Genomic DNA, 11,518 nt, shown 5'->3' on the forward strand with positions numbered 1-11,518 from the left:
AATCGCGTAATAAATCTACAGAGACTTCGGCTTAAAGGTGTGGCAACAGGTTGCAGCAGACGTTGCAGCCTTATCACGTTCTTCTGAACTAAAGCTTTCCCCCGCATATTCTTCTTTAAATTTTTTCCCGGCCTGACCATCTACTTCAATCATGATCAAATCTGCCTTGCAAAAGTTGTTTTCTCCCCAATAATGGCAATTGGCTACACTGCACTTTACGATTGGCTTGGCCTCTTGGCTCATGATCATCACCTCGGATTCATTGTCCCCCCGCTCGTCTGCACCTATGCGTTCATGGCATATGGCAGTTGGTGACATACGAAAAAAGCCGCTTCCCTTCGTCTCCTCCAAACTGGCAGGAAACAAGTAGAAAACGGCTTGCTTGTCTTGTTTTAGTTTTTGATTAGAAATGAATTTCTGGATTGAATGCTTTAGGCATGAGTACGACGAGTCTGCATCCGGCGCTGTGTCAAATAATCACTTTCATAATAAGTCAGATCATCACGCAATTCTTCAAAATTTTTCGTAATGTCCATGATCACTTCGCGTGCGGCTGGCACTGGCGTTTTACGGAAGCGGATAGCATCTTGTCCCGTATAAGCATAGCGTCCGTCCTCTGCGTAAGATTCATTTTTGGGATAAAAAAAGCTGTTCACGCAGTCATGGTATACGTTATACAATGCCTTTTCCGCAAAATCGACGTCAAAGTTGGCACGGCGCAAAGCCACACCCAGCTTTTCATAGGATACTTCGGAAAAAACAAGGACATGGCGGAGATCCGACAAAAAACCTTTGTAAAAAAGTACGGACTCCTCATTGCCATCCACAGCCAGTTGCGGCAGAGCATGCTCATTGAGAAATGTTTCCACACGTTTTACGACAGTTTTCAGTCTCTCCTGCGCCGACTCACATAATTTTTGTACGTTGACTGCTGACATCAAGGCAGCTCCCCCTTATTTGTTGCTTGTTCATCAATTTGGTTACCCGAAAATAGTCCCTTCTAACCGAAAGAGCTGTAATTTTCAGTATTTATCCTACCACAAATAAGCATTGAAAGGTATAAAAACATGCCAACCTCCTCACGCTAAACCATAAATTTATGAATACTTAAGGAGGACGGTTCATGTCTCGGCGAAAATGGTTAAAACCCCTGCTTGGAGCAGCTGCCGGGGTGCTTCTGATCACACTGATGCTGCCTTCACGCGATCACCGCCACACACCACAGCCCGAATATACGACCAAGATGGTACCACAGCAGGAGAAGCAGCTTAAAAAAGGAATGTTGGCTTTGGACCTGTCCGCTACAGATACCCTCACACGGATGGACGCAAGACAGGATATTCAATACGTAATGCGGGAGCTGAATGGTAAAACTGGCGATCAGAAAAGACAGTTCACCCACACATTGCAGCAATCACACAGTCATCTTCATACGCTCCAGTGGATTCACATTAGGGACGGAAAGACTAACACCTATACAGGTAGCAAAGCACAGACAAGTCTGCTAAGCCATCCTCAAATTCAAAGCAGCTTGGCTGCAGCTCGTCGTTCTGTCACGCAAAATAAATCCTATGAATCGGCTGCTTTTCAGGTTGAAGGCGGTAAATATTTCGTCATGGCTGAACCATCGGCTGATGGAACATGCGGCGTTGCTGCTCTAGTCAGTCAGCAAGTATTACGTGATGTGGAGAAGCATCAGCGCAAAAATTTGCGTTTGATTCCCTATCCAAAAGAAGGTAGCTACAAAATCGAATCCGTACACCCTGACACACTGCACGATATCACTGTCAAAACGGGTCACGACAACGAAAATGCAAGCCATTATTTTGAAAACGAAATTGTCGTTCGCTTCCGTCACAATCCCGATTCACGACAACTGCAGGAAATTGCAGCAGACTTACACTGTGAGCCAGGTCGCAAGCTTGGTTATACTTATGTATTTCATTCGGATAAGATGAACTTTAAAGAGCTAAAGCAATACTTTTCACGAAAGTGGAATCCACTTTATGCTGAGCCTCACTATATGTATCTGACTAATGAGAAAGCACCTATCAAAGCGGACAGCTCTATTCCTAATGATCTGCTTTTTTCTCGCTATCAATGGAACCTGCCTGCTACCGAAACCAACAGAGGTTGGAAACTAAGCAAAGGCAGCAAGGATGTAATTGTCGCGGTTGTAGATACAGGAGTGGATTTGGATCATCCTGATCTAAAAGGTCAAATTCTTTCAGGGCATAACGTGGTCAACCCGTCCGAAAAGCCTTATGATGACGTCGGTCACGGAACGCATGTCGCGGGCATCATTTCTGCGCTCGTAAATAATGGTGAGGGAGTCGCCGGTATGACGTGGTACAACAAGGTCATGCCGATCAAGGTACTTGACCAATCTGGCTCCGGTACGACTTACTCGGTTGCAGAAGGTATTATATGGGCAGCTGATCACGGGGCCAAGGTCATCAATTTGAGTCTCGGCAACTATGCACAAGCTTCATTTTTGCATGATGCAATCAAATACGCTTATGACAAAGATGTTGTATTAGTTGCAGCCACAGGCAATGATAATACGGAGCGACCTGGTTATCCAGCAGCATACCCTGAAGTATTTGCCGTTTCTGCTACAGATTCTTCTATGCACCGCGCATCCTTTTCTAACTACGGCGATTACGTGGACGTCATGGCTCCAGGTGCAAGTATTGCCAGTACGTATCCAGGGAATCAATATGCTGCGCTGTCGGGTACTTCAATGGCCAGTCCACATGTATCAGCGCTAGCTGCTCTGATTCGATCCATTAACCCTGATCTAACCAATAAAGAGGTAATGGATTTAATGAGAGACAGCGTAATTGATTTGGGCACACCAGGACATGACAAATATTTTGGGTATGGTCAAATCGACGTGTATAAAGCATTGAAAGCAGCACAACGTCCGTATGTTCCCCTGCAATTCTATCCACAGCATTTCAGTGACAAGTTAAAATCCCTATTGAGGAAACTGGAAGCCTAGGATACCCCAGAAAAAGCAGCCATGTTGCTCCATGGCTGCTTTTTTAAGCTTTCTTAACGCTTAGAACTGGTACGGACAGGCCGCTTTCCATGACTGCGAGTATGACAGCATGGGTCACCAGGATCCTTGACAACCACCGGAAATACGTGGTGGGGCACAGGTATAACATGCGCCTGATTGATAATTTCAATCGGATGAACAACAGGCACCACCTGTGGGTAAAATTGATGATTTACAAATTGGATCGGCGGGCACACAACCGGGTCGTAATGGCAATGACTCATAATGTGCAACTCCTTTCGGTGAATTAGTACAGCATATTAAGAAGGCGTATGCTGTGCTTGGATGTTTACCCCCTAATACATTTATCCCTTATAAAATAGGCTTTCGTTCCACAATGACCGAATGATCAAGAATTTCGCCCAACATACGACATAGCTTGCGCAGACCTGATTTAAGTGTTTCCTTGTCCGCATACGAAAAAGAAATACGGATATGATTACTATCCATACCACCTGCATAGCACACCGCACCAGGCAAAAAGGAAATGCCTTCACGGTCAGCTACCCGCTCCAATTCTGAAATATCCACCATAGAGGGAAGTTTAATCCATAGATTGAGACCACCTTCAGGAGCATACCAGGCAACCTCTGGCGGAGCATAGCGCTGGAGCGTATTCAATGCGACAGTTAGACGATCACGAATTTGTTCTCGCAATGAAACAAAATGCTGATCAAGTCGATTTCTGATAAAGGGTAGCAGTGCTTTTTGCGTTAATAGAGGGCTTCCCAAATCCGTAGTTGACTTGGCAGCCACTAAACGATCCATTACGCTCCCAGTTGCCGCTACACAAGCTATACGGCAACCGGGAGCAACAGTTTTACTGAAGCTTTTGATATAGACAACATGCCCGGATTGATCATGCGCCTTGATAGAGAGTGGCGGTTTAGTTTTGTAATAGAGATCGGAAAATGGATCATCCTCAACAATGAGACAGTGATAACTTTGAGCCAGATCCAGTAATTGCGTGCGTCTGGCCACCGTCAAAGTTACGCCAGTAGGATTGTGGAAGGTAGGTATCGTATAGATCAATTTTGGGGGATGGGTATCACAGAGACGTGTCAAAATATCAATCCGCATCCCCTGCTCGTCCATCGGAATCATAATTACTTTGGCACCACGACTAGTGAACACATCAATGGCCCCAGTATAGGTAGGAGCTTCCATGTAGACCACATCTCCCGGGCCAACAAACGTACGCGCCACTAGGTCAATCCCCTGTTGAGCTCCGCTGGTCACAAGCAGTTGCTCTGCCACTGTAGGTATACCACGTTCACTCAAGTGGTCTGCAAACACTTCTCTTAGTTCTAAATCACCTTCAAAAGTCCCATATGCAGCCATTACATCGGAATTTTCAGAGGATAAACGTTGAGTATCTGCTATGATTTCGCGCGTGGGAAGAAGCTCCGGTTGTATTGCGGCTATATGAAAAGAATAGGTAGCCTTTCGGCTGTGGTTAAAGTTTCTCCATAATTGTGCGCGCGGCAAATAATCGATGAGCGACATCTGCCAAGACAAATCCTGCGCCCCCTCACGATAAATCGGGACTGAAGCTTCCGCCACATAGCAACCTTTTCCCTGTGTGCACGTAACCAAATTCATGGACTCTAGCTCGGCATACGCCTTGCTTACAGTTACAGGACTCACCGCAAGCAGACTGGACAGATGACGGATAGAGGGAAGCTTCGTACCCTGAGGTAGTAGCCCTGACTGAATGCGATCCGCTAATGTTTTGGTAATCTGTAAATATAATTTGACACTGCTGTTGCGGCTGAGATCAATATGCATCGGAACCCTTCCCTCCAAAAATCAACTGTTACATTTAGACGTTTACTGTTATACTTCATTATCGATATAATACAACAAATTTCTTAGCACAGTATAGAACACAGGAGATGATTGGATTGGAATACAAATTTTCGGGTATGGCTCGTACTCAGGGCTCGTCCATGGTAAGGGACATTTTGAAGCTGACACAGGGAACAGATGTATTATCTCTCGCAGGTGGCCTTCCGGCCGATGCCTTCTTTCCCGTCGAAGCGGTTGCTAAAGCCTATGAGCGGGTATTCCGCCTCGGCGGTACTACCGCACTTCAATACGGCCTAACCGAGGGATACATTCCTCTACGGGAACGTCTGGCAGCAATCATGTCATCCCAAGGCATCTCCGTCACCAGAGATAACATCCTCATGACAACAGGCTCGCAGCAGACCATTGATCTAGTTTCACGTGTGTTGCTTGATCCGCAGGATACTGTATTGGTGGAGTCCCCTACTTATTTAGCAGCTCTTCAGGTATTCAATTCCTATGGCGCTAACATTGTAAGTGTAAATACAGACGCTAACGGTATGCAATTAGATGATCTTGAGGCCAAAATCAAACTGCATCAGCCAAAATTTGTGTATGTCATCCCTACCTTCTCCAACCCAGCAGGAAGTGTATGGAGTATGGAACGCAGAACAGGCGTTGTTGAGCTATGCCGTAAATACGGAACTTTAATTTTTGAAGACGATCCTTACGGGCGACTCAAATTTGATGAGAACCTTAACTTCCCATCCCTATTTTCTATTGATCAACAGCTAGGTGGCGACGGTCATGTAATGTACACTTCTACATTCTCTAAAACTGTCGCTCCAGGTGTTCGCTCTGGATGGTTGGTGGCCGATCAAGCGATCGTCGTTAAGACCGCGAATGCCAAACAATCTGCTGATTTGCACTCCAGCAGTATTGACCAGCGTGCTTTGAATGAACTGTTGGACTTCTTTGATTTGGAGGGACATATACGTACCGTGTCCGCTGAGTATCACACTCGTATGCTGCGTCTTACATCGTTAATGAAAGAACGCCAATGGGAAGGAATCACTTGGAATGATGCACTTGGTGGCATGTTTATGTGGGTTACCTTACCTGAAGGCTTCCGTTCTGAGCAGTTGCTGCAACTCGCGATTCAGGAAGGAGTCGCATTTGTGCCTGGACAAGTTTTCTATGCTGACCTGAGCGGCAGCAACCATATGCGAATCAACTTCACGCATACCGATCCAAGCCTACTTCCAAAAGCAGTTGACCGATTGGATCGGGCGTTGAAGATGTATATGGAGGAAAATGTAGTAAGAAACGCGCGTTAATAGAGTGCTGATTGCAAGTCTCATCCTCGCACGTTTATACGACACAGGATTTGTAAGTCAAAAAAAACAGAATGAAGCCTCCAGTGCTATGCTGGGGGCTTTATTCTATAAATGTACGGATTTTGCGCAATCCGGCTGTACATTAAAAAGGGTGCTTCATCATTCCCACAGGAATATGACGCACCCTTTTTAATGTAATAAATACATTTGGATTAAAGATTTCTCATGCAAACAGGTCATTCATTAATAAAATAGATTCATACATTTTAAGGTGTTGCAGTGGGGAAAGTTTTCCGTAAGCCGGGTTCTGTGCTATTCGTGGTACAGACGGGAACTACCCTCCCACTAAAAGCGACAATCATCTATCTAGGCCGAACATTGCTATCCAGCTCCAGCGACCAACCTAGACACACCTCGGGCTAAGGCTGCTTCGCGAAGAAGCTGTGTCCCTTTAGGTCTTGCTCCAGATGGGGTTTACCAGGAACGAAGTCACCAGCGTTCCTCGGGGTCTCTTACACCTCGGTTCCATCCTTGCCTGTGCCGCAAGCGGCCATCGGCGGTCCATTTCTGTGGCACTATCCTTCAACTCGCGCTGACTGGACGTTATCCAGCATCCTGCCCTATGGAGCCCGGACTTTCCTCTCGTGGCTTACGCCACCAGCGATTGTCTGTTAAACTTTCCGAACAACATTACATAGTATACAGGGAACGCGTGCATGATACAACCCTGAAAATATTGTAAATTATAGAGCACTCTTTTTACTTGCTCAAATAAAACGGATGTACCTTTCTCTGTAATGAATCATCTGCCACGTAATAAGCAGATCTTCCCACGTATAACGGAATTGAAAGCTTACTAAAATCAGGAACGTCCTCATCTAGGAATAGTTCATCATCCCGGTAGGTCTGCTGTATTTCGCCGACAATCCAGTCATGATCTCCGTAGGTATGAATATCCACTACTTTACACTCATAAGCGAGATACGCTTCCAGCAATATAGGCACATCCACTGAAATTCCGTCTTCATATGCAATCCCAAACTGCTGAAACTTATCTACATCTCTACCACTAAAGGTACCTACAGCCTGAATCCATTCCGATCTGTGCGCAGGCAGAAACTGAACACCAAAGCCTCCGCTTTTCTTAATCAGTCCGTAAGAATACGTTTCCTTCCTCAATGAAATGCCATACATGCCCGGTGATGATCCGATATATGTATGCCAGCCTGAGGCCATTACATTATTTACTCCCTCATAACGGGAAGTAACAATTGCAACCATGCCTGGATAGGCATGAATCGCAGAATCGGCTATCATCTTTCGCATACAACCTCTCCCTACGAAAAAATGTAATAGTACCCCTTTATTTTCTCATAGATGTGAAGGTTTTACAAAAATTGAAAAGGTTCGGTGTCCACTTCTGATACATATACTTCCGTTGAGTATCGACCTTCTGCCAAGCGTTTGCGCATCCATTCTGCGGTTTTAGGCTTCATAATCTTTTCTGCGTTATGTCCAGGGTCAATAATAGCAATGCCTGCCATCAGGGCATCGTGAGCCGTGTGATAGTCGATATCCCCCGTCACTAATACGTCAGCGCCTTTAAAAAGCGACTTATTTACATAGCGACTGCCAGAGCCTCCAAGCACGGCTGCTTTTTTGATCCAACGGTCCAAGTCACCCACCACACGTACATGCTCAACGTTGAGACCGTTTTTAACAACATCTACAAACTCCCGCAACGTGCGGGCTTCCTTGAGCTTGCCCACTCGTCCCAATCCAAAGGTACGGCCTTTCAAATCCATAGAGTAAAGGTCATAAGCCACCTCTTCATAAGGATGAGCCTTCAGCATCGCTTGGACAACTTTATTGCGTACACCCTGCGGTACAATAGTCTCAATACGAACCTCTTCACTACGTTCCATTTTACCTGGCTCACCCAAAAACGGCTGTGTGCCTTTACCCGGTACAAAAGTTCCATAACCATCGATGTTAAAGCTGCAATGGCTGTAGTTACCGATATGTCCAGCTCCCGCATTCAGTACGGCATCCAGTACACGTTGATGATGTGTTTTGGGTACGAAAACGACAAGCTTAAATAATTGCTCGGTGTGAACATCCTCCAGCGTACCTTCACTTTGAATACCCAGTGCTTCTGCCATCCAATCATTCATGCCATCCTCTGCCGTATCCAGATTCGTATGACTGATGTAGACAGCAATATCATTCTTGATCAGCTTTTCATACAATCTGCCTGCAGGCTGGTCCGTGTTCAAAGCTTTAAGTGGGCGGAATATAATCGCATGATGCGCAATAATGAGATCAGCTTTTATGCGGATCGCCTCTTCAACAACCTCATCATTGACATCCAGGGCTACTAATATGCTTTTGATTTCCTTTTGCAGGCTACCCAGTTGAAGACCAATTTTATCGTCTGGAACTGCCAAGTATTTCGGAGCCAGCTGCTCCATATAGCTAATTACTGTCTGTCCTTTGGCAAACATGCAAGTACCTCCTTCAGCTGTTCAATTTGCTTGCGCAATTGCTCCTGCTTATGCTGCGCGGATGCCTGATCTGACCGTGCCACTTGCGCCAGCACATCCTGAAGCTTGCGAATCTCCAAATGCCATTTAGAAAAAAAGATTTCATTGGGTGCTTTGACCAATAACGGTCCGAGTAGTATCAACAAATCCTCTGTCAGCACCAGCGAACTACCAGGAAGTTCCCACGGCCGATACAGCTCGTCCTGTTTCAGTGCGCTTTCGGAAGCAGGCACTGCTGTCAGAACTTCATATATTTTACCATCTTTTTCCATAATATGTTCGTTTATTAATACCCATTGATGCTTGATTAGCCAGCGTCGTAAAATATCCTCGCCTACGTTGGGCTGTAAAACAAGCTGTTTCACTGAATCAAGCTTGTCTTTCCCTTGCTCCAAAATGGAAGCGATCAAGGCACCACCCATGCCCGCTATCGTAATAACATCTACCTCATTGACCTTAACTACAGCCAAGCCATCCCCTTTTCTAACCGCAATGCGATCTGTAAGGCCTGCTTCAGCTACCTGCTTTTGAGCCGCACGCAATGGTCCATCGTTGACCTCACCCGCTACGGCTTGTGATACTCTGCCAGAGCGCACTGCAGCCACAGGGAGTAATCCGTGATCCGAGCCAATATCAGCCAGTCTGCTACCGGCAGGAATTTGTTCCAAAATATATTGTAATCGCTGAGAAAGTTTCATGACGTCACCCACGTAATCCATTTTTTTCGAGTCCAAAATAAAATCCCTACGACAAAAGCCAACTTCAGTATGCTAAAAAACATCACTTCCCCTGCTGCTTGATGGCGCAGGACGACCGTGTCTGCTTCCGCCATAAACACAAGGGTCAGTCCTATAGTAAAATAAACCAACGCGAGACGGGGAAAGCGGCGATGTACCCACCAGCTTAATCCAATCAACAATACTGCGTGTAAAATCCAAAATACCTCAAGCATCACTAAAGTAGCTGTAGGCCAATAGCGGCCTATAAGCACCGCATACACTAAAAGCAGCCCAGCAAGACCACAGTAATGAAGCAAGCTGATGCGCAAAGTTAATCCTACGAGACACCATATCAAACCGCACAGGCCCACCAGCACTAGAAACCAAACCTTAGCTTCACCTTGATGAAGCTGAATGATCCATACACCTGAACCCAGCATAATTGCACTGCCTAAAGTGCTCAACATTGCACTCATACTCTTTTCGGAAGACCGCCAAACCGCGGCCATTCCATAGCAAATGGCAGTAACTGCACTTGCCGAGCATATTTGCATTGCCAACGGAAAAGCGGTAAAATAAAAACCGATCAAACAAATGCAGGAAATAATGACAAAACCAAGAAGCCAGGCGATCCCATGCCCGTGTCTAAGATATGTAAGCAGCCCAGTGTTGTTACGGTTCTGGCTTTGTGCCGGATTTTCATCGTCCCGATACAGGTTGGATAGAAAATCGCAATATTGCTCAGGGAGCAGTCGACTCTGCCGCCAATGCTCAATTTCATGTAACAGTATTGTCCGTTTTTTCTCCTGGTCCAAGCTTCTTCCCCTCCACCAAGGCTGCCATGAGATAAAAAAAGACCTTCTGCGCGCTTCAAGCCGCAGAAGGTCCGCAATGTTACGCTTCTATTCGAGGAAATCCTTCAGTCGCTTACTGCGGCTTGGATGGCGCAACTTACGCAGCGCTTTGGCCTCAATCTGACGAATACGTTCACGTGTAACACCGAACACTTTACCCACTTCTTCAAGAGTTCTGGTTCTTCCGTCGTCCAAACCAAAACGGAGACGCAAAACATTCTCTTCCCGTTCGGTCAACGTATCCAGTACATCCTCGAGTTGTTCCTTCAGAAGCTCATAGGCAGCTGCATCTGCAGGCGCCAATGCTTCCTGATCCTCAATGAAATCCCCCAGATGTGAGTCATCCTCTTCACCAATTGGTGTTTCCAATGAAACCGGTTCTTGGGCAATTTTCATGATTTCCCGTACTTTTTCCACGCTTAGCTCCATCTCGGCAGCCACTTCTTCCGGCGTAGGTTCGCGCCCCAGCTCTTGCAACAGTTGACGCGATACACGAATTAGCTTGTTGATCGTTTCCACCATATGCACCGGAATACGGATCGTTCTAGCCTGATCGGCAATTGCGCGCGTAATCGCCTGACGAATCCACCAGGTTGCGTACGTACTGAATTTAAAGCCTTTTTCGTAATCAAATTTTTCTACTGCCTTAATCAAACCCATATTACCTTCTTGAATTAGATCCAGGAAAAGCATGCCACGACCAACATAACGTTTGGCAATACTTACAACCAGACGCAAGTTTGCTTCAGCCAACCGACGCTTAGCTTCTTCATCGCCGTTATTGATCCGTTTGGCAAGCTCCACCTCATCATCAGCAGAAAGCAGCGGTACACGACCGATTTCCTTCAAGTACATCCGGACTGGGTCATTAATTTTAATACCGGGAGGCAGGCTCAGATCGTCATCGAAATTAAAATCATCCCCGTCATTGTTTTCCGGGTCGTCATTTTGACGCAATCTGGTAACTTCTTCGTCGTTGTCATTTACAACCTCAATCCCCAAGTCACCCAGCTGCTCATAAAACTCATCCATTTGCTCGGGGTCCTGATCAAACGGCGACAGTTTTTCCATGATATCTTTGTAGTTCAGAGAGGAACTTTTTTTACCCAACTCAATCAGTTGATCTTTGACCTGATCCAGTGTTAATTCCGTCTCCAGTTCAGTATGCTGATCATTCGCCATCTTTCGACTCCCTCCTCCTAGAAACATCCGA

General features: G+C 46.0%; 11 protein-coding genes and 1 other RNA gene. 2 read left to right on the plus strand and 10 right to left on the minus strand.

Going from position 1 to position 11,518, the window contains the following annotated elements:
* Nucleotides 1-15: 15 nt before the first annotated feature.
* Nucleotides 16-243 carry a DUF1540 domain-containing protein gene (locus tag ACUC6J_RS16200; RefSeq protein ID WP_447250303.1) on the minus strand — a complete coding sequence of 76 codons (228 nt, stop codon included), beginning with the start codon at nucleotides 241-243 and terminating at the stop codon, nucleotides 16-18.
* A 188-nt stretch (nucleotides 244-431) separates the two neighbouring features.
* Entirely contained in the window at nucleotides 432-938 is a 507-nt protein-coding gene (locus ACUC6J_RS16205; protein ID WP_430185004.1) for a YpuI family protein, read from the minus strand.
* 185 nt (nucleotides 939-1,123) lie between these two features.
* Between ACUC6J_RS16205 and ACUC6J_RS16210 the strand changes: the two genes are divergently transcribed.
* Complete coding sequence (locus ACUC6J_RS16210) at nucleotides 1,124-3,004, plus strand: S8 family peptidase (RefSeq protein WP_447249098.1); 1,881 nt, start codon at nucleotides 1,124-1,126, stop codon at nucleotides 3,002-3,004.
* A 53-nt stretch (nucleotides 3,005-3,057) separates the two neighbouring features.
* Here the strand turns inward: ACUC6J_RS16210 and ACUC6J_RS16215 are convergent, their stop codons facing one another.
* Together ACUC6J_RS16215 and pdxR are read right to left on the minus strand one after the other, a co-directional pair.
* Complete coding sequence (locus ACUC6J_RS16215; protein WP_013372124.1) at nucleotides 3,058-3,288, minus strand: hypothetical protein; 231 nt, start codon at nucleotides 3,286-3,288, stop codon at nucleotides 3,058-3,060.
* An 88-nt stretch (nucleotides 3,289-3,376) separates the two neighbouring features.
* Entirely contained in the window at nucleotides 3,377-4,852 is a 1,476-nt protein-coding gene (gene pdxR / locus ACUC6J_RS16220) for a MocR-like pyridoxine biosynthesis transcription factor PdxR (protein ID WP_167438394.1), read from the minus strand.
* Nucleotides 4,853-4,968: 116 nt separating this feature from the next.
* On the opposite strand from pdxR, the gene ACUC6J_RS16225 reads away from it, so the two are divergent.
* On the plus strand, nucleotides 4,969-6,189 hold the full coding sequence (locus ACUC6J_RS16225; protein WP_019688045.1) for an aminotransferase-like domain-containing protein: 1,221 nt from the start codon (nucleotides 4,969-4,971) through the stop codon (nucleotides 6,187-6,189).
* 281 nt (nucleotides 6,190-6,470) lie between these two features.
* On the opposite strand, the gene rnpB is transcribed toward ACUC6J_RS16225, so the two are convergent.
* The 6 genes from rnpB to rpoD form a co-directional block, all read right to left on the minus strand.
* An RNA gene (rnpB, locus tag ACUC6J_RS16230) (RNase P RNA component class A) lies at nucleotides 6,471-6,869 on the minus strand.
* Between the two features lie 79 nt (nucleotides 6,870-6,948).
* The gene (locus ACUC6J_RS16235) at nucleotides 6,949-7,515 is read right to left on the minus strand and encodes a flavin reductase family protein (protein WP_447249099.1); all 567 of its coding nucleotides are present in this window, start codon (nucleotides 7,513-7,515) and stop codon (nucleotides 6,949-6,951) included.
* A gap of 62 nt (nucleotides 7,516-7,577) precedes the next feature.
* Entirely contained in the window at nucleotides 7,578-8,693 is a 1,116-nt protein-coding gene (locus ACUC6J_RS16240) for a Nif3-like dinuclear metal center hexameric protein (RefSeq protein WP_016821576.1), read from the minus strand.
* Nucleotides 8,669-9,430 carry a tRNA (adenine(22)-N(1))-methyltransferase gene (locus ACUC6J_RS16245; RefSeq protein WP_447249100.1) on the minus strand — a complete coding sequence of 254 codons (762 nt, stop codon included), beginning with the start codon at nucleotides 9,428-9,430 and terminating at the stop codon, nucleotides 8,669-8,671. The genes ACUC6J_RS16240 and ACUC6J_RS16245 overlap by 25 nt, the downstream gene beginning before the upstream one ends.
* Nucleotides 9,427-10,266, minus strand: a complete 840-nt coding sequence (locus ACUC6J_RS16250; protein ID WP_016821578.1) for a hypothetical protein — start codon at nucleotides 10,264-10,266, stop codon at nucleotides 9,427-9,429. The genes ACUC6J_RS16245 and ACUC6J_RS16250 overlap by 4 nt, the downstream gene beginning before the upstream one ends.
* Nucleotides 10,267-10,353: 87 nt before the next feature.
* Nucleotides 10,354-11,487, minus strand: coding sequence for an RNA polymerase sigma factor RpoD (rpoD, locus tag ACUC6J_RS16255; RefSeq protein ID WP_007431230.1), 1,134 nt, complete (start codon nucleotides 11,485-11,487; stop codon nucleotides 10,354-10,356).
* Between the last annotated feature and the right edge of the window lie 31 nt (nucleotides 11,488-11,518).

Source organism: Paenibacillus sp. JJ1683 (assembly GCF_053006485.1).

What these genes read in the sequence shown, in the direction of transcription:
- ACUC6J_RS16200 (WP_447250303.1), bottom strand. Translation starts at nt 243, where the DNA reads ATGAGCCAAGAGGCCAAGCCAATCGTAAAGTGCAGTGTAGCCAATTGC.
- ACUC6J_RS16205 (WP_430185004.1), bottom strand. Translation starts at nt 938, where the DNA reads ATGTCAGCAGTCAACGTACAAAAATTATGTGAGTCGGCGCAGGAGAGA.
- ACUC6J_RS16210 (WP_447249098.1), top strand. Translation starts at nt 1,124, where the DNA reads ATGTCTCGGCGAAAATGGTTAAAACCCCTGCTTGGAGCAGCTGCCGGG.
- ACUC6J_RS16215 (WP_013372124.1), bottom strand. Translation starts at nt 3,288, where the DNA reads ATGAGTCATTGCCATTACGACCCGGTTGTGTGCCCGCCGATCCAATTT.
- pdxR (WP_167438394.1), bottom strand. Translation starts at nt 4,852, where the DNA reads ATGCATATTGATCTCAGCCGCAACAGCAGTGTCAAATTATATTTACAG.
- ACUC6J_RS16235 (WP_447249099.1), bottom strand. Translation starts at nt 7,515, where the DNA reads ATGCGAAAGATGATAGCCGATTCTGCGATTCATGCCTATCCAGGCATG.
- ACUC6J_RS16240 (WP_016821576.1), bottom strand. Translation starts at nt 8,693, where the DNA reads ATGTTTGCCAAAGGACAGACAGTAATTAGCTATATGGAGCAGCTGGCT.
- ACUC6J_RS16245 (WP_447249100.1), bottom strand. Translation starts at nt 9,430, where the DNA reads ATGAAACTTTCTCAGCGATTACAATATATTTTGGAACAAATTCCTGCC.
- rpoD (WP_007431230.1), bottom strand. Translation starts at nt 11,487, where the DNA reads ATGGCGAATGATCAGCATACTGAACTGGAGACGGAATTAACACTGGAT.